The following is a 16,013-nucleotide window of genomic DNA, read 5'->3' on the forward strand; positions in this document are numbered from 1 at the left end:
CGGCTCATCAGTGACCGCGCGGTCCCGGCGGTGTCACCACGCGGACGGCGCGGGCGGGGCGATCACCGGCGGGCGGTCGTCGCAGGTGATGGTGTTCGGGAGTTCCCAGGGGGCGAGCCAGGGGCCTGTGGTGCCGCCTCCGTCGTTGCCGCCGAGATCGGTCAGCGAGAACTCCGAGCCTGTGGCGGGGAAGTTGAACGAACCACAGTTGTTCACCCCGACCGCCCCGACATTGCGGGCGTCCACGTTCTCGAAGGACGCCGAGCCCGCCACCCGCGCGCTGACCACCGAGGTGCCCGTACCGTCGACCCTGATGTCCTTGAAGCGGACATTGCTGATCGAGTACAGGTCCTTCACCGGCCAGTCGCTGACCAGCATGATGGCGTTGTAGGTGTTGTCGAGGAAGTGGTCACCGGTCACCTGGATGTCGGCGTCGATGTTCTTCTCCAGGGCGTAGAACCAGATGGCGCCGAGGCCGATGTTCCAGTTCAGCTCGTACGTTCCGGCGCGGACCGTGGTGTTGTCGGTGATCCGCAGATAACCGGTGAACGCCTCGGCGCCGAAGCGCGATCCGACCTGGATGGCGCTGCCCTCCCGGATCGGGTCGGCGATCAGGTTGTTGGAGACGGTGTTGTCCTTGCCGCCGTAGACGGCGATGCCATTGGCGAGGACCGGTGTCTGCACGGTGTTGTGGTCGAAGGTGTTACGGGTGTTGGCGGTCTTCTCGGACCACATGGCGAGGCCGTCGTCACCCGAGTTGCGGACAAAGTTGTTCGACACGACCGAATCGGTCACACCCGTATGGAAGTTGAGGCCGTCGGCGATCTGGTCGACGATGACATTGTTCGTGATCCGCACATTGGACATCGGTCCGTCGAACCACAGGCCCACCTTGGTGTGCCGGATGTGCAGGCCGTCGATGGTCGAGTCGCTCATCGCGCCGCCGATGCCGTTCACCTGGTCGGTGTCGATGCGCTCACGGACGTCGCCCTCGATGGCGAATCCGGAGAGATGGACATTGGTACTGCCGCCGTCCGCCGCGTCCTTGCCGTAGAAGCCGACTCCGGTGTGGACCGAGCCGTCGGGGGCCGGGGTGTCGAGGGTGGTCTGACGTCCCTTGATGACGGTGTACCAGTTGCCCGCGCCCACGATCGTCACGTCGTCGACGATGATGTGACGGTTCACCTGGTAGGTGCCCGGCGGTATGTAGACCTTGAGGTGCTTGCGCTGCGCGAAGGCGATCGCCCTGTCGAGCGCGTCGGCGGAGTCGCGCCGCCCGGACGGATCGGCGCCGAAGGCCAGTACGTTGGCGGCGACGGGCTCGATGTGCGGCAGGGCGACACGGTGCGAGTCGAGCAGGTCGACGACCGTCCACGCGGCACGGCTTCCGGCCGGGACCGTCAGCCGTACGGTGTCGCCCGCGCGGTAGGTCCTGCCGAGGAGCAGACGCTGCTCGTCGTAGAAGTGGTTCGGCCGGAACGGCTTGTCGATGACCGGGGCCGGTGTGGTGGCGGCCGGTACGCAGGAGCACTCGGTGATCCACCAGTCCGGGTGCAGCAGACCGGCGTTGGGGTCGTTCGAGAACGGGTACTGGTTGTACAGCCACGCGTACTGCGAGGTGAGGGTCATGGTGGAGCGGTCCCTGCCGTTCACCGTGACATCGAGCGGGGCGGTGATGCCGCCGCCGTCCGGCGCGTCGGGAATGCTGTAGCGCACGGTGATGGCGTTGGCCGCGCTCGGCAGGGTGAACTCGACGTGCTGGCCCGGGGTGAGGCGGACGGCTTTCCGCCCCGAGGCCTCGGCGGGCAGGGTGTACGCGGTACGGTCCGGGCCGATGACCGAGCCGTTCGTCCTGGCGTTCTCCGCCTCCTGCTCGACGAAACCGAGGCTGGCGCCCCTGCCCGCGACGAGCGACGGATCGAGGGCGGCGCGGGTCACCACCGGTCCTGACTTGCCGTCAGCGGCGTTGCGGGCGAGGGCCGTTCCGCCGGTCAGCAGACCGAGACCGGCGGCGGCCGCGGTCACCGCCGCGACCACCGCGGCGGCTCTTCGTGCGGGTCTGCCGGATCTGCCGGATCTACGCGGTGTGCCGGATCTACGCGGTGTGCCGGGACCACCGGAACTGCCGGACCGTCCGGTGACGGCTCCTGTGATGCTCCATGACATCGAAAGCTCTCGTTTCTGTCGGGAGGTCGGGAGGTCGGAAGGGGTGAACGCCTGCGGCGCTCGGCGGAGCGGACGCCATGAGGTGAGGCGACATTAGGTCCCGCGCGGTTCGTTCCACAAGGCTCCTGCGAACTGATTTCATCTCATTGCCACTGAACTGCACGCAGACGTCAGGTTTTTGCGCACACGCGTAAACCCGGAAGCACGCAGAACTGTGGAGACAGGGACTGCTGGGTCCCTGGTCGTTCGCCGTAGGCGCATGCGCCCGCCCGTCCCCGCGCCCCTCCGGCAGACAGGCAGGGACCGGCCCGCGCCGCGACAATGGGGTCCAGGGGTCGATGGCAAGGTCCTCGGAGGAGGTATCAGCTCATGAGCACGACACCGAGCGCTCCGGGAGTCGCGGACGCGGCCGGCATGACAGGGCAGACCGTGGTGGTGATCGGCGGCAGCGCCGGGATGGGGCTGGAGACCGCCCGCCTGGCCCGTTCCCGCGGTGCCGATGTGGTGCTGGCCGGCCGCAACCCCGAGCGGCTTGCGCAAGCAGCGGCCGAAGTCGGCCCCGTCAGTACGGCGGTCTTCGACGCCACCGACGCCGAACGCCTTCGGACGTTCTTCGAGGAGCTGCCCGGTCCCGTCGACCACGTCATGAGCACCGCCGGCACCCCCTCGTACATGCCGCTGGACGGTATGGACCTCGCCGAGGCGGTCCGCGGCTTCGACGAGCGCATGGCGCTGACGCTCGGCATCGCCCTGTACAGCCGTGCAAAGGTCCGCGCGGGAGGCACACTGCTCTTCGTCGGCGGCACGGGCGGCCGGCGCCCCGGCGTCGGGATGTCCGTCGTGTCGGCCATGACAGCGGCGCTGCCGCCCCTGGTCGCGAACCTGGCACTGGAGATGGCCCCGGTCCGGGTGAACCTCATCGCCGCCGGATTCGTCGACACGCCTCTGTCGGCCTCGCTGTTGGGCGATCAACTGGAGGCGCGGCGCGAGGAGTTGCGAACGAAGCTGCCGATCCGCCGGGTGGTCGGCCCCGGCGACGTCGCCGCCCTGGCCGTGCACATCATGGTCAACGAGGCGGTCACCGGCGCGACGTACGACATCGACGGCGGCCAGCAACTCATCGGGGGCTGACGGTGCCCGGGGAAGGAACGGGGTTCGTCCGTGTGACACCGCCACCCCCGGGACGGAGAGTCACCAGAGGCTCCCGCTCCTCTCCGTCCCGGGGAACCGGCAGCCCCACGGGCAGGCCCGGTTCAGTTCAGCCTCGGATCAGTCCCAGGTGTAGCCGTCGCCGAACAGCAGGGTGTGCTCCAGTACGTCCTCCATCGGGTCGTCGATCTGGCCGGTGGAGATCAGGGAGACATTCGGTCCGTTGTGCGAGTTGCTGTGGGTCTCGTCGGCGGTCGCCGCTCCGACCGGCAGCCCGGTCGCCATCGCCGTCGCCGTGATCCCGACCGCCCACCGGGAGACCGTCCGCGTCGTGCGCTTCATTTCTGACTCCTGCCCCTTGTGTTCCGCTTGTGATCCGCTTGTGATCCGCTGTGTTCCGCCGCGTTCTGCGAGCAGATGAACTTCTCACCGTGCTTATCCGATGGAAGGACCGAGAAGTCACGCAAGATCACCGTCAGGAGGTGCGGAGCCGGTCACGATGGGCCTTGGGCCTCTCAACCGCCCTGGTGGACCTCTCAACTGCCGTCGACGGGTGGCCTGTCGGCGAAGACACCGTGCAGCATCCCGGTCGCCTGGCCCACTTCGACCAGATATCCGTCGGGATCGCGCAGATAGCAGCGGAGTTCCGCCTTACGGTCGAGCGGTTCGGTCAGGAAGTGCGCGCCCTTCGCGGTGGCCTGCTCGTAGAAGGCCGTCAGATCCGCGACCCGTACGTTCAGGAACGACGACACGGGGTCGCCCGGGGCGGGCGGGGTGAGCACCACATCGGGCTTGTCCGGGGTGGGTCCGCCGCCCGGGTTCATGATGATCCAGCCGTTGGCGACCTTCACGATCCCGGGGTTCTCGGGGAGTACGACTTCGCCGCCGAGGATGTCCGCGTAGAAGCGGCACGACGCATGGACGTCGCGCACGGTGAGGAAGTGGGTCAGGACCAGCCCTTGCGACGGTGCCGGAAGGTCGTCTCGCTGCGCCATCGCTGTCTCCCTGTGTCCTTCTGCCGGCCGTGTACGGAACACACGTCGCCCGCGGCAGGGTGCGGCGGGGTACGTGACCACTCCCCCCACGCCCACTCTGCTGGCACCGGGACACCCGGGCAACTCAGCCGGACGACCGGCTCTCAGAAGTCCAGCTCGATGTAGTCGATGTCCGTGAACTCCACGAGCAGGCCGTCCGCGCGGCGGCCACGGTCCTTGAAGTAGATCTCCTGGAGGCCTTCGGCCGCGATGTCCCGGAGCTGCTGCTCGGACGCGCCGGTGGCCCAAGCGTCGAAGAGGCGAGCGGCGAAGGCGGGGGGAAGTGCCTGGGTGATGAGGCGGATCCGGCTGTCGTCGGTGGTGCCGGGGGCCGCGGTGAAGCCGAATCTCGCACGGGTCTCGATGATGATGCCCCCGGTGTCGGCCCTAAAGTCGCCGACCGCATCCCGGTCCTCTACATCACCGTCCCGCCCGCCGCGACCGCCCGCATGATCGCCGCCGAGTTCGCCCGCTTTCTGGGCCTGCCGGTCCGGCGCAGTTCCAACATCACCGACCTCATCGAAGCGGTCGTCGGTGTCTGCACCGACGCCCGCACCGGCCTGGTCCTGGTCGACGAGCTCCACAACATCTCGCTCTCAGCCTCCAAGGCCCCATATCGGCCAAGCCACGCCGCCCCAAGTGACCTGGTCGGCCGACCAGGCTCCGGCCTCCGAGCGGTGTCAGTGGTGGGCGGCAGACTGTGCGCATGGATGCTTCTCACAACACCGATCGCTGTGACCGTGCTGGGCTGGTGTGGGTCCGGTCGATGGGCGGCCCTTTGATCGTCGTTCCGGAGTCCTCGGTAAACTCCTGGGGTGGATGCACGGAGGACGGTTCCGTCCTCGGTGATGCCGATGGCCGTGATGACTACGACCGCGCCTGCGAGGTGGAGGACTGGGCCGGCGTGATCGCCGTGGGTGCGGGCGCCGTCACTGCGCTTGTCCTGGCCGATGAACCTGCAAAGACGTGCTTCCTGCCGGAGAAGCTGCTGTTCGTACGGTGGCTGGCTGCGGACTCCGAGGCCGAGTTGTTCTCGGCAGCCGAGGCGGTCCTGGCCGATCCGGACACCGCCTGGGAGGACGCCGGACTGTGGGTCACCGATGGCCCGGCGGTGTTGATGGATTCGGCCGAAGCGGGCGCCGATTTGGGAGTGGACTATCCAGACGGGGGCCAGCCGGACCAGGCTCCAGTGCATCTCCCGGCAGGCCAGTGGAGGGTGCGTGTGGTCCATAAGAGCGGCGAGTTCCCATGGGTCGGCTTGGTGAAGCTCGTCGCCGAGGACGGTCGCCCCTGACGCTCGGCACCCCTGCCACTCAAACTTCGGTGGCACGCGCTCAAACTTCGATGTCACAGGACAGCCAGGACAGCCGCGCCGGTCACGGTATGTCGCCCGCCCAGTCCCAGTGGCCCGGGGCCGCGGGTCTCGGGGCGTACAGCGTGTGGCCGCCGGGGCCATGGGCGCCGATTTCGGTGGGCAGCACGGCCCCCTCACGAAGCTGCTGGTCGCTCCAGCCGGTGACGTCCAGGAGCAGGCCGTCCAGCGGTCCGGCCACCAGTTCGCGGTAGACATGGCCGGGCCGCGGTCCCGGGTCGGGGTCGTCGTGGTCGGCTCCGTACACGCGCCGTCGCCGTAGTAGTTCGTCCATGACCGGCAGCATCGCACCCGCCACTGACAATGGCCCGGACGGCCGCCGTCAGCCGCCCAGTTCCGCGACGGCGGACAGCAGGCGGTCGACGTCGGAGCGGTCGTTGTAGTGGACGAGACCGGCGCGGACCGCGCCGCCGGTGTCGCGCAGTCCCAGCGCCCCGGCCAGCTCCCAGGCGTAGCAGTGACCGCTCCAGACGTTCACCCGGCGGGCCGCGAGGTGTTCGGCGACCTCCGCCGGGGTGTGGCCCGCCACCCGGAAGTAGGCGGTGGCGGTGCGCCGCGCGGGCTTGCCGTACAGGGTGACACCGGGCAGTTCCTCCAGCCCGCGCAGCATGACCGCGAACAGCTCGCTCTCGTACGACTCGACCGTGCCCATGGCGGCGAGCAGCCGCTCGCGCCTGCTTCCCGCCCCGGGGCCGGCCAGTCCGGCCAGATGGTCGATGGCGGCGGCGACCCCGGCGAAGTCGGCGAAGGGCGGTGTTCCGGTCTCGAAGCGGAGCGGTACGGACCGGGGCGAGCAGGCCAGTTGATCGGGGTGCAGCGTCTCCAGCAGCGCCGGGTCCGCGGCGACCGCGCCGATGTGCGGACCGGACCATTTGTACGCGCTGGTGGCGTAGAAGTCGGCGCCGAGCGCGGTGACGTCGACCGGGCCGTGCGGGGTGGCGTGCACCCCGTCCACATAGGTCAGGGCGCCGGCCGTGTGCGCCTTGGCTGTGATGGCGGCGACATCGGGGCGGGTGCCCAGGATGTTGCTGGCCGCCGTGACCGCCACCAGCCGGGTGCGCTCGCCGAGCAGGGTGTCGTACTGCTCCACCGGCAGTTCGCCCGTCGCCGGGTCGGCCTCCGCCCACCGTACGGTCGCGCCCGCGCGGTCCGCGGCCTGCAGCCAGGGCCGGATGTTCGCGTCGTGGTCGAGCCGGGAGACCACGATCTCGTCGCCGGGCCGCCAGGTCGCGGAGAGTGCCTGGGAGAAGCGGTAGACGAGCGAGGTGGTGTTCTGGCCGAGGACGATGCCCTCCGGGACCCCGCCCACCAGATCGGCGACCGCCCGGCGGCACTCGTCGACGATCTCCCCCGCGTACCGGCTCGCCGCGAAGGCACCACCCGCGTTGCCCATGCCCGCCCGGTAGGCGTCGGTGATGGCGTCGATGACCGCGGTGGGCACCTGGGTGCCGGCCGCGCCGTCGAGATAGGCCGTGCCGTCGTGGAGCGCGGGGTAGAGCACGCGTACCGAGGCCACATCAAAGGTCATCGCCGGTTTCCTCTCACAGATTCCTCGCACCGGATCGCACCGCACTGCACCACACCACAAGAGCAACCGCGTCCGCCTCGGCGTCCACGGCCACGCCCGCGCGCACCCATGATGGATCCCGGCCCGGTCCCGCGCCATGGCGCCCCCGTCCGGTCGACCGCCGGTACGGGAGTTCACCGGCGGCCCGGTGCGGCTGCGCGCGGCGGACCGAACCGTACGGACCGGCTCGCCGACCGGCCGGCCAGGAGCCGCGCCAACAGTGGCCAGGTACTCGCGCTCGACAACTGCCGTCCGCCCGGCGGGTGTTGATCCGTGGGCTCAGATCACGCCCAGACCGCGGGCCCGCGTCACCGCCTCGGACAGGCCGTGGACCATGGGCTCTCCATGGCCGGGGAAGAGCGTCGGATCGCCGCCCTGCCCGGCGCCCGCGGCGAGTTCCGAGAGCCGGTCGAGCGAGGCGAGCGCCCCGGCGCTGTCGTGGCTGAAGCCCCGGCACATCAGCCGGGGTCCGCGGGCGCCGGTGAGCCCGTCGTACGTCACGAGCGCGTCGCCGGTGAAGACCGCGCCGTGCCCGGGGAAGACATAGGCGACGCTGCCCGGAGTGTGGCCGGGCAGCGGCACCGCTTCCGGCGTGCCGGGCACCCCGGTGAGGACGAGCCGGCTCTGGAAGGTGCCCGGCCGGGGCACGGGTGCGGGCCGGAAGCCGCCCCGGCGCGCCAGGTGCAGGGGCAGCGCGAGCGCCGCGGGCCGGCGGAGCAGATACGGCACGAGGGCGCGCTCCGACTTCGGGGCGGCCAGCGCCGGATTGGGAGCCGCCAGGGTCGGCGCGTCGGCGCGGTGGATCCATACCGCGGCGCCCGCCTCGCGCTGGAGCCTGGCCGCGAGACCGAGATGATCGGGATGGGCGTGGGTGAGCAGCACCGCCCTGATGTCGGTGACGGACGCGCCGATGCGGGCGAGGGCATCGACGAGCAGCGTCCAGTGCCCGGGGAGCCCGGCGTCCACGAGGACCAGGCCCTCCGGTTCCTCGACCACGTAGAAGTTGACCAGGCTGTCGCCCAGACGGTGGATGCCCGGCCGGTCCTGCGGGGTCTGCTCCACGGCTGCTCCCAGATGTCCGGTCCGGCTTCGACGACCGGACTGAGGTGCGGGCTGATTTCGATAGAATCGACTATACCGAAATCAAGGGAGAGGCGGAGGCATGCACCGACCGGACCGGCCGCGGCGCGGCTACGACAGCAGCGGCAGACGGGAGGCGGCGGCCCGCAGCCGTGCCGCGATCCTGGACGCCTGCCGGGAGCTGCTGCTGCGCGACGGCTACCGGGCCACCTCGGTCCAGGCCGTCGCCCGGCGCGCGGGCGTCTCCGTGCCGACGGTGTACAAGGCGTTCGGCAGCAAGCAGGAGCTGGTGAAGGCCGTCTACGACACCACACTGGCCGAGGACGACGCTCCGGTCCCGATGCATGCCCGGCCGGAGCTGCGCGCCGTACTCGCGGAGCCCGAGCCGGGCAGGAAGCTGGCCGGGTACGCGCGTTTCGTGGCGGGCGTCCATGAGCGGCTGGCCGGGCTGCTGCCCGTACTGTCGGCGGCCGATCCGGAGCTGGCCGAGCTGGCGGCCGTCACCGACCGGGAACGGCTGGCCGGGACCGGGGCGTTCGTCGACCGTCTGCTGGCGGCCGGGCTGCTGCGCCCCGGCCTGGACCCGGCCAGGGCGGCCGACGCCTGCTGGCTGCTGACATCCCCTCAGGTCCATGAGCGCCTGACCCGCGAGCGCGGCTGGGCGAGGGCCGAGTACGAGGATTGGCTGGCCCATATGCTCACCGCCGCGCTGCTGCCGTGACGTGGCGAAGACCACAGGGGCGGCGCGGCCGGTACCGGTCGGCGGGTGCCGGCCGTACCGGTCAGCCGGCGCGCAGATCCTTGACGCGGCGGATCTTGCCCACCGAGCGTTCCAGGGTGTCGGGGTCGACGACCAGGACCTCGGCGCTCACCCCCACACCGTCCTTGATCCCCTGGGCGATCTCCGCCGCGGCGGCCTCGCGCCGTGCGCTCCCGGTGTCCGGGCGCGCCTCGACGCGTACGGTCATATGGTCCAGCCTGCCCCTGCGCGACAGTTCGAGCTGGAAGTGCGGGGCGACACCGGGCGTACGCAGCACGATCTCCTCGATCTGGGTCGGAAAGAGATTCACGCCGCGCAGAATGAGCATGTCGTCGCTGCGGCCGGTGATCTTCTCGATGCGCCGGAACGCCGGACGGGCCGTGCCGGGCAGCAGCCGGGTCAGATCGCGGGTGCGGTAGCGGATGACGGGGAGCGCCTCCTTGGTGAGGGAGGTGAGCACGAGTTCGCCGCTCCCGCCGTCGGCCACCGGTTCGTCGCCGAGGGGATCCACGGTCTCGGGCAGGAAGTGGTCCTCCCACACATGCAGCCCGTCCTTGGTGTCGACGCACTCCTGTGCCACACCGGGCCCGATCACCTCGGACAGTCCGTAGATGTCGACGGCGTGGAGGTCCGCGCGCTCCTCGATCTCCCGGCGCATCTCCTCGGTCCATGGCTCGGCACCGAAGATGCCGACCTTCAGGGAGCTGGTACGGGGATCGACGCCCTGCCGTTCGAACTCGTCGAGCAGGGTGAGCATGTACGAGGGCGTGACCATGATGATCTCGGGCCGGAAGTCCTGGATGATCTGGACCTGGCGGGCGGTCATCCCGCCGGACGCGGGGATGACCGTACACCCGGCCCGTTCCGCGCCGTAGTGCGCGCCGAGGCCTCCGGTGAACAGGCCGTATCCGTAAGAGATATGGACCTTGTGCCCGGGCCGGCCGCCGGCGGCGCGGATCGAACGGGCGATGACGTCGGCCCATACGGACAGGTCGTTCTCCGTGTAGCCGACCACCGTGGGGCGGCCGGTGGTGCCGCTGGAGGCATGGATACGGCGCACCTCCGCCATGGGCACGGCGAACATGCCGAAGGGGTAGGTGTCGCGCAGATCGGCCTTGGTGGTGAAGGGGAAACGGGCGAGATCCGCCAGGGTGCGGCAGTCGTCCGGGCCGACTCCGGCCTCGTCGAACTTCTTCCGGTACAGCTCCACATGATCGTAGGCGTGCCGCAGGGTCGCCCGCAGCCGGGTGAGCTGAAGCGCCCTCAGCTCGTCGCGGGTCAACCGCTCGCCGTCGTCGAGCAGTTCGTACGGGAGCGGCTCGCCCCGGCGGATTCCCGCACCCGCCCGGCTCGTCGGACTGCCCATCGTGTCTCCTTCGCGCATCGGTCGCCGCCGTGGCCCGGACCGGGCGTGCGCCACGGGCGCCGCCAGTGACCCGCGTCACCGTTTCCGCCGCCTTGTGAACCGACCGAACATTCGGTTAGCGTCGGCCTTGTCAAGGAATCAAGCTTCGCCCTCGGCTGTCAAGAGGGGCGACGCATGCCCCGGAAACCCGCCGAGGAGCGCACCGATGTCCGACGAGGTCTATCTGATCGACGGGGCCCGCACCCCGCAGGGCCGCTACGGCGGCGCCCTGGCCACCGTACGGCCGGACGATCTGGCGGCCCTCGTGGTCGGCGAGGCCGTCCGGCGCGCCGGGATTCCGGGCGAGGCCGTGGACGAGGTGATCCTCGGCGCGGCCAACCAGGCAGGCGAGGACAACCGCGATGTGGCCCGGATGGCCGTACTGCTGGCCGGACTTCCGCACACCGTGCCCGGGTACACCGTCAACCGGCTCTGCGCCTCGGGCCTGACCGCCGTGGCCTCCGCCGCGCAGTCCATCAGGTCGGGCGAGGCGGAGCTGGTGGTCGCGGGCGGCGCGGAGTCGATGACCCGTGCCCCCTGGGTGATGGCGAAGCCCGGCACCCCCTGGGCCAAGCCGGGCGAGATGTTCGACACCTCGCTGGGCTGGCGCTTCACCAATCCGCGCTTCACCGCGGCCGACGCCGGCGCCGGTTCCGAAGCGGCGAAGGTGACCCTGTCCATGGGCGAGACCGCCGAGGAGGTCGCCGCCCTCGACGGCATCACGCGCGCCGAGTCCGACGCATTCGCGCTGCGCAGCCATCAGCGGGCCGTCGCGGCCCAGCGGGCGGGCCGTTTCGACCGGGAGATCGTGCCGGTCCCGGTCAAGGACGGCGAGGTGACGGTCGACGAGGGCCCGCGTCCCGCCACCACGCTGGAGAAGCTCGCCGGTCTGCGTACGGTCTTCCGCGAGGACGGCATCGTCACCGCGGGCTCCTCCTCGCCCCTGTCGGACGGGGCCGCGGCCCTGGTCGTGGCGAGTGCGGAGGCAGTCGAGCGGTACGGACTCACCCCCCGGGCCCGGATCGTCACCGCCGCGTCGGCCGGCGTCCGGCCCGGTCTGATGGGCCTGGGCCCGGTGTCCGCCACCGAGAAGGCCCTCGCCCGCGCGGGCTGGCAGGCCGCCGAGCTGGGCGCGGTCGAGCTGAACGAGGCCTTCGCCGCGCAGGCCCTGGCCGTCGTACGGCGGCTGAAGCTCGACGAGGAGACCGTCAACGCGGACGGCGGCGCCATCGCCCTCGGCCATCCGCTCGGCTGTTCCGGGGCCCGTATCCTGCTCACCCTGCTGGGCCGCCTGGAGCGCGAGGACGCCCGCCGGGGCCTGGCCACCCTGTGCGTGGGCGTCGGCCAGGGCGTGGCGATGCTGGTGGAGCGGGTGTGAACGACGGCCGGCGCATGCCCGGGGCCGCCGACACCCCTCTTGGCGGGGCTCGTACGCCCGCAGTAAACTCGTCGTATCACATACCGAACGAACGGTCGGTTGGGAAGCTGGTAGCGATGACCACGACAGACTCCGTCCCGCCCACGGGCGCCGCTCCGTCCGCCGCGGCAGAGTCCGGTCCGGCCGGACCGGACCTCCAGGCGCACTTCGACGCGACGATCGCACGGGATCAGCGGATCGAACCGCGGGACTGGATGCCCGACGGCTATCGCAAGACCCTGATCAGGCAGATCGCGCAGCACGCCCACTCGGAGATCATCGGTATGCAGCCGGAGGGCGAGTGGATCACCCGCGCGCCGTCGCTGCGCCGCAAGGCCATCCTCTTCGCCAAGGTCCAGGACGAGGCGGGCCACGGCCTCTATCTGTACTCCGCGGCCGAGACCCTGGGCGCCGACCGGGCGGATCTGACCAAGCGGCTGATCGAGGGGCGCCAGAAGTACTCCTCGATCTTCAACTATCCGACTCCCAGCTTCGCCGATGTCGGGGTGATCGGCTGGTTCGTGGACGGCGCGGCGATCTGCAACCAGGTTCCGCTGTGCCGCAGTTCGTACGGTCCCTACGCGCGCGCCATGGTGCGGATCTGCAAGGAGGAGTCGTTCCATCAGCGGCAGGGGTACGAACTGCTGATGACGATGATGCGCGGCACCGACGCCCAGCGCGCGATGGTGCAGGACGCGGTCGACCGGTGGTGGTGGCCGTCGCTGATGATGTTCGGCCCGCCCGACGGGGACTCCCCCAACTCGGCGGCGTCGATGGCGTGGAAGATCAAGCGGCACAGCAATGACGAACTGCGCCAGCGGTTCGTCGACATGACCGTGCCGCAGGCCGAGAAGCTCGGTGTCACCCTGCCCGACCCGGAGCTGCGCTGGAACGAGGAGCGCGGACGACATGACTTCGGCACCCCCGACTGGTCGGAGCTCCAGCGGGTGATCCGTGGCGACGGGCCGTGCAACGCGCAGCGCGTGGAGCGGCGGCGCACCGCGCACGAAGAGGGCGCGTGGGTCCGCGAGGCGGCCACCGCGCACGCGGCCAGGCGCGCCGCCCGGGCGGCTGAAGCCGCCGGCACAGAAGCTCGTAGCGAAGTCCGTACGGAGAAGGGGACAGCGGCGTGACCGGCACCGAGAGGACGACGGCCGAGGAGGCCCCGCGCGAGTGGCCGCTGTACGAGGTGTTCGTACGGGGCAAGCGCGGCCTCAACCATGTCCATGTCGGCTCGCTCCACGCGGCCGACGACGCCATGGCGCTCACCCATGCCCGTGACCTCTACACCCGGCGCAACGAGGGGGTCAGCATCTGGGTCGTACGGTCCCAGCACATCGCGGCCTCCACGCGCGACGAGAAGGATCCCTTCTTCGCACCGAGCGCGGACAAGGTCTACCGCCACCCCACCTTCTACGACATCCCCGACGATGTCCCGCACATCTAGGAGCCGGGCATGAGCGACGACCACGTCTATCTGTCCCTGGCCGAGGGGCATGACGACAGCGATGCCCGGTGGGCGTTCGGCACCGGCTTCGAGGATCCGCTGCACGGTGTGGACACGGCCGTGCCGGACGGCGTCGACGCGCGCGAGCTGGCCGCGCGCTGTCTGGCGCTCGCCGACGACGCGCTGGTCGAAGCGCAGCGCCTCGCCGAGTGGTGCACCCGCGCTCCTGAGCTGGAGGAGGAGGTGGCGCTCGCCAATATCGGGCTCGACCTCCTGGGCCAGGCCCGGCTGCTCTACGCGCGGGTGGGCCAGGTGGACGGCTCCGGGCGCGACGAGGACGCGTACGCCTACTTCCGGGACGCCGAGGACTTCCGCAATGTGCGTCTCGCCGAACTGCCCAATGGCGACTTCGCGTTCTCGATCGTGCGGCTGCTCGTGCTGTCCTGCTGGCGGCTGGCGCTGTTCGGGCGGCTCGCGTCCGCCGCGCCGGATCCGGTGCTGGCCGCCGTCGCGGCCAAGGGGGTCAACGAGCTGGCGTACCACCGCCAGTTCGCCGCCGACTGGACCCTGCGGCTGGGGGACGGTACGGACGAGTCGCACCGCAGGATGACCGCCGCGCTGCACGAGATCGCCCCGTACATCGGTGAACTGCTCGGCGCCGAGCCGGGGTTCGGGATCGACGCCGGGGCCGTACGGCACGAGGTGACGGAGGTGCTGGGGCAGGTCCTCGACGCCGCGGGGCTCGGCCTTCCGGCAGACGGTCCCCATCCCCTCGGCGGCAGTGGCCGGGAGGGGGATCACACCGCTCATCTGGCGCCCCTGCTGGCCGAGTTGCAGAGCGTGGCACGTGCCCTTCCGGAGGCGACATGGTGACCACCGGGACCTCCGATCTTGTGGCGCGCCGGGCCCGGCGGGTCGCCGAGCGGGTCGCCGACCCCGAGCTGCCCATGCTCACCCTGGCCGACCTGGGTGTGCTGCGCGGTGTCGAGGTCGGGGCGGACGGTACGGTCGTCGCGCGGCTGACGCCCACCTACTCGGGCTGCCCGGCGATGGCCGAGATGCGCGCCGATGTGGCCGCGCGGCTGCGGGAGGCCGGATTCGAACGGGTGGAGATCCGCACCGAGCTGGATCCTCCCTGGACCACCGAGTGGATCACCCCGGCCGGCCGCCGGAAGCTGGCCGAGCACGGCATCGCACCGCCCGGCCCGGTGCGCAGGCGGCCCGCCGGGCCGGTCCCGCTGGAGCTGTCGGTCACCCGGCGGGCGGTGAGCTGCCCGCGCTGCGGCTCGGCCGACACCGAGGAGACCTCGCGCTTCGCCTCCACCTCGTGCAAGGCGCTGTGGCGCTGCCGGGGCTGTCTGGAACCGTTCGAATACGTCAAGGAGATCTGATGGGCCCGACCACCGCCGGGAAGACCGGCCGGGCGTCCGCGACCGCCCCGGACGACGGGCCCGGCGTGTCCGGCACCGCCGGAGGTCCGCGCCGCAGGCCGGTGTTCCACCGGCTGCGGGTGGCCTCGGTCGAGCCGCTGTGCGAGGACGCCGCCGCGATCGCCTTCGACATCCCCGCCGAACTGGCCGGGGAGTTCGCACACCGGGCCGGCCAGACGCTGACACTGCGCCGGGAGACGGAGGGCCGGGACGAGCGCCGCTCGTACTCCATCTGCTCCCCCGAGGGCACGCCCCCGCGCATCGGTGTCCGTGTGGTGCCCGGGGGGCTCTTCTCGTCCTGGCTGGTGCATGACGTACGCCCCGGGGACACGGTCGAGGTGATGGCGCCCACCGGCTCCTTCACCCCCGACCTCGCCACGCCGGGCCACCATGTCCTGATCGCGGCGGGCTCCGGCATCACACCGATGCTGTCCATCGCCGAGTCGGTCCTGGCCGCCGACGACCGCTCGCGGGTGACGCTCTTCTACGGGAACCGGCGTACGGACACGGTGATGTTCGCCGACGAACTGGCGGACCTGAAGGATCTCTATCCGGCCCGGCTCCAGCTCGGGCATGTGCTGTCCCGCGAGCCGCGCGAGGCGGATCTGCTCTCCGGCCGGCTGGACGCCGAGCGGCTCACCGCGCTCATCGACGGGCTGGTGGATGTGGCGGGGACGGACCACTGGTGGCTGTGCGGCCCGCATTTGATGGTCCAGGAGGCACAGCGGCTGCTCGCCGCGCTGGACGTACCGGCCGGGCGGGTGCACCGGGAGCTGTTCTACGCCGACGACCAGCCGGTACGGTCGGTCCGCCACGAGGACGCGGTGGCGGAGGGCCCGGTCAGCCAGGTCACCATCACCCTCGACGGCCGCTCCACCACCGCCCCGCTGCCGCGCGGCACGTCCATCCTCGACGCCGCCCAGCGCACCCGCCCGGATCTCCCGTTCGCCTGCAAGGGCGGGGTCTGCGGCACGTGCCGCGCCCGGATCACACAGGGCGAGGGCGACATGCGCCGCAACTTCGCGCTGGAGGAGTCCGAGGTGGCCGAGGGTTATGTCCTGACCTGCCAGACCTACCCCGTGTCCGAGACCCTGACGGCCGACTTCGACAGCTAGTACCGCGACACGTGGTACCGCGACCGGCAAGGTGTGCACGACGAAGCACACCTTGCCGCGAGCAATGAGCG

The 16,013-nt window shown here is 71.0% G+C and carries 17 protein-coding genes and 1 pseudogene; 10 read left to right on the plus strand and 8 right to left on the minus strand.

The window, feature by feature from the left end; genetic code table 11:
* Window positions 1–33 precede the first annotated feature (33 nt).
* Window positions 34–2,037, minus strand: a complete 2,004-nt coding sequence (locus tag KQY30_RS00645; protein ID WP_254406851.1) for a glycosyl hydrolase family 28-related protein — start codon at window positions 2,035–2,037, stop codon at window positions 34–36.
* A 498-nt stretch (window positions 2,038–2,535) separates the two neighbouring features.
* Between KQY30_RS00645 and KQY30_RS00650 the strand changes: the two genes are divergently transcribed.
* The gene (locus KQY30_RS00650; RefSeq protein WP_217305059.1) at window positions 2,536–3,297 is read left to right on the plus strand and encodes an SDR family oxidoreductase; all 762 of its coding nucleotides are present in this window, start codon (window positions 2,536–2,538) and stop codon (window positions 3,295–3,297) included.
* Between the two features lie 138 nt (window positions 3,298–3,435).
* Here the strand turns inward: KQY30_RS00650 and KQY30_RS00655 are convergent, their stop codons facing one another.
* The 3 genes and pseudogenes from KQY30_RS00655 to KQY30_RS00665 form a co-directional block, all read right to left on the minus strand.
* Window positions 3,436–3,657 carry a hypothetical protein gene (locus tag KQY30_RS00655; RefSeq protein WP_217311529.1) on the minus strand — a complete coding sequence of 74 codons (222 nt, stop codon included), beginning with the start codon at window positions 3,655–3,657 and terminating at the stop codon, window positions 3,436–3,438.
* Window positions 3,658–3,851: 194 nt separating this feature from the next.
* Window positions 3,852–4,310 (minus strand): VOC family protein, encoded by a 459-nt coding sequence (locus KQY30_RS00660; RefSeq protein WP_217305060.1) that lies wholly within the window; start codon window positions 4,308–4,310, stop codon window positions 3,852–3,854.
* Between the two features lie 143 nt (window positions 4,311–4,453).
* Window positions 4,454–4,729, minus strand: a pseudogene (locus KQY30_RS00665) (XRE family transcriptional regulator); the annotation flags it as partial.
* 69 nt (window positions 4,730–4,798) lie between these two features.
* On the opposite strand from KQY30_RS00665, the gene KQY30_RS36010 reads away from it, so the two are divergent.
* Together KQY30_RS36010 and KQY30_RS00675 are read left to right on the plus strand one after the other, a co-directional pair.
* Window positions 4,799–5,131, plus strand: coding sequence for a hypothetical protein (locus KQY30_RS36010; RefSeq protein ID WP_254406852.1), 333 nt, complete (start codon window positions 4,799–4,801; stop codon window positions 5,129–5,131).
* A complete protein-coding gene (locus KQY30_RS00675) occupies window positions 5,056–5,643 on the plus strand; it encodes an Imm21 family immunity protein (protein WP_254406853.1) in 588 nt (195 codons plus the stop codon). Before KQY30_RS36010 ends, KQY30_RS00675 begins: the two co-directional genes overlap by 76 nt.
* Before the next feature lie 82 nt (window positions 5,644–5,725).
* On the opposite strand, the gene KQY30_RS00680 is transcribed toward KQY30_RS00675, so the two are convergent.
* From KQY30_RS00680 to KQY30_RS00690, 3 genes are all read right to left on the minus strand, one after another.
* On the minus strand, window positions 5,726–5,995 hold the full coding sequence (locus tag KQY30_RS00680) for a hypothetical protein (RefSeq protein ID WP_217305061.1): 270 nt from the start codon (window positions 5,993–5,995) through the stop codon (window positions 5,726–5,728).
* Between the two features lie 48 nt (window positions 5,996–6,043).
* Entirely contained in the window at window positions 6,044–7,249 is a 1,206-nt protein-coding gene (locus tag KQY30_RS00685; RefSeq protein WP_217305062.1) for a cysteine desulfurase-like protein, read from the minus strand.
* A 318-nt stretch (window positions 7,250–7,567) separates the two neighbouring features.
* Window positions 7,568–8,350, minus strand: a complete 783-nt coding sequence (locus KQY30_RS00690; RefSeq protein WP_217305063.1) for an MBL fold metallo-hydrolase — start codon at window positions 8,348–8,350, stop codon at window positions 7,568–7,570.
* A 100-nt stretch (window positions 8,351–8,450) separates the two neighbouring features.
* On the opposite strand from KQY30_RS00690, the gene KQY30_RS00695 reads away from it, so the two are divergent.
* Window positions 8,451–9,089 (plus strand): TetR/AcrR family transcriptional regulator, encoded by a 639-nt coding sequence (locus KQY30_RS00695; protein WP_217305064.1) that lies wholly within the window; start codon window positions 8,451–8,453, stop codon window positions 9,087–9,089.
* A gap of 61 nt (window positions 9,090–9,150) precedes the next feature.
* On the opposite strand, the gene paaK is transcribed toward KQY30_RS00695, so the two are convergent.
* Window positions 9,151–10,494: a phenylacetate--CoA ligase PaaK gene (gene paaK / locus KQY30_RS00700; protein WP_217305065.1), complete on the minus strand. Its 1,344-nt coding sequence runs from the start codon at window positions 10,492–10,494 to the stop codon at window positions 9,151–9,153.
* Between the two features lie 205 nt (window positions 10,495–10,699).
* On the opposite strand from paaK, the gene KQY30_RS00705 reads away from it, so the two are divergent.
* The 6 genes from KQY30_RS00705 (at window position 10,700) to paaE (ending at window position 15,942) form a co-directional block, all read left to right on the plus strand.
* A complete protein-coding gene (locus tag KQY30_RS00705) occupies window positions 10,700–11,911 on the plus strand; it encodes a thiolase family protein (protein ID WP_217305066.1) in 1,212 nt (403 codons plus the stop codon).
* Between the two features lie 116 nt (window positions 11,912–12,027).
* Window positions 12,028–13,083 (plus strand): 1,2-phenylacetyl-CoA epoxidase subunit PaaA, encoded by a 1,056-nt coding sequence (gene paaA / locus KQY30_RS00710; protein WP_217305067.1) that lies wholly within the window; start codon window positions 12,028–12,030, stop codon window positions 13,081–13,083.
* Window positions 13,080–13,397 (plus strand): 1,2-phenylacetyl-CoA epoxidase subunit PaaB, encoded by a 318-nt coding sequence (paaB, locus tag KQY30_RS00715; protein ID WP_217305068.1) that lies wholly within the window; start codon window positions 13,080–13,082, stop codon window positions 13,395–13,397. Before paaA ends, paaB begins: the two co-directional genes overlap by 4 nt.
* A 9-nt stretch (window positions 13,398–13,406) precedes the next feature.
* Window positions 13,407–14,270, plus strand: a complete 864-nt coding sequence (gene paaC, locus KQY30_RS00720) for a 1,2-phenylacetyl-CoA epoxidase subunit PaaC (RefSeq protein ID WP_217305069.1) — start codon at window positions 13,407–13,409, stop codon at window positions 14,268–14,270.
* Complete coding sequence (gene paaD, locus KQY30_RS00725; RefSeq protein ID WP_217305070.1) at window positions 14,264–14,788, plus strand: 1,2-phenylacetyl-CoA epoxidase subunit PaaD; 525 nt, start codon at window positions 14,264–14,266, stop codon at window positions 14,786–14,788. Before paaC ends, paaD begins: the two co-directional genes overlap by 7 nt.
* Window positions 14,788–15,942: a 1,2-phenylacetyl-CoA epoxidase subunit PaaE gene (gene paaE / locus KQY30_RS00730; RefSeq protein WP_217305071.1), complete on the plus strand. Its 1,155-nt coding sequence runs from the start codon at window positions 14,788–14,790 to the stop codon at window positions 15,940–15,942. Before paaD ends, paaE begins: the two co-directional genes overlap by 1 nt.
* The last annotated feature ends 71 nt before the right edge of the window (window positions 15,943–16,013 follow it).

It is taken from the genome of Streptomyces sp. GMY02, assembly GCF_019056675.1.
Taxonomy (GTDB): domain Bacteria; phylum Actinomycetota; class Actinomycetes; order Streptomycetales; family Streptomycetaceae; genus Streptomyces; species Streptomyces odonnellii.

Excerpts from the sequence above, each read along its gene's own strand:
- paaD (WP_217305070.1), top strand. The coding sequence starts at position 14,264 with ATGGTGACCACCGGGACCTCCGATCTTGTGGCGCGCCGGGCCCGGCGG.
- KQY30_RS00680 (WP_217305061.1), bottom strand. The coding sequence starts at position 5,995 with ATGGACGAACTACTACGGCGACGGCGCGTGTACGGAGCCGACCACGAC.
- KQY30_RS00705 (WP_217305066.1), top strand. The coding sequence starts at position 10,700 with ATGTCCGACGAGGTCTATCTGATCGACGGGGCCCGCACCCCGCAGGGC.
- paaK (WP_217305065.1), bottom strand. The coding sequence starts at position 10,494 with ATGGGCAGTCCGACGAGCCGGGCGGGTGCGGGAATCCGCCGGGGCGAG.
- KQY30_RS36010 (WP_254406852.1), top strand. The coding sequence starts at position 4,799 with ATGATCGCCGCCGAGTTCGCCCGCTTTCTGGGCCTGCCGGTCCGGCGC.
- KQY30_RS00685 (WP_217305062.1), bottom strand. The coding sequence starts at position 7,249 with ATGACCTTTGATGTGGCCTCGGTACGCGTGCTCTACCCCGCGCTCCAC.
- KQY30_RS00660 (WP_217305060.1), bottom strand. The coding sequence starts at position 4,310 with ATGGCGCAGCGAGACGACCTTCCGGCACCGTCGCAAGGGCTGGTCCTG.
- KQY30_RS00675 (WP_254406853.1), top strand. The coding sequence starts at position 5,056 with ATGGATGCTTCTCACAACACCGATCGCTGTGACCGTGCTGGGCTGGTG.
- KQY30_RS00695 (WP_217305064.1), top strand. The coding sequence starts at position 8,451 with ATGCACCGACCGGACCGGCCGCGGCGCGGCTACGACAGCAGCGGCAGA.
- paaC (WP_217305069.1), top strand. The coding sequence starts at position 13,407 with ATGAGCGACGACCACGTCTATCTGTCCCTGGCCGAGGGGCATGACGAC.
- paaE (WP_217305071.1), top strand. The coding sequence starts at position 14,788 with ATGGGCCCGACCACCGCCGGGAAGACCGGCCGGGCGTCCGCGACCGCC.
- KQY30_RS00655 (WP_217311529.1), bottom strand. The coding sequence starts at position 3,657 with ATGAAGCGCACGACGCGGACGGTCTCCCGGTGGGCGGTCGGGATCACG.
- KQY30_RS00650 (WP_217305059.1), top strand. The coding sequence starts at position 2,536 with ATGAGCACGACACCGAGCGCTCCGGGAGTCGCGGACGCGGCCGGCATG.
- paaA (WP_217305067.1), top strand. The coding sequence starts at position 12,028 with ATGACCACGACAGACTCCGTCCCGCCCACGGGCGCCGCTCCGTCCGCC.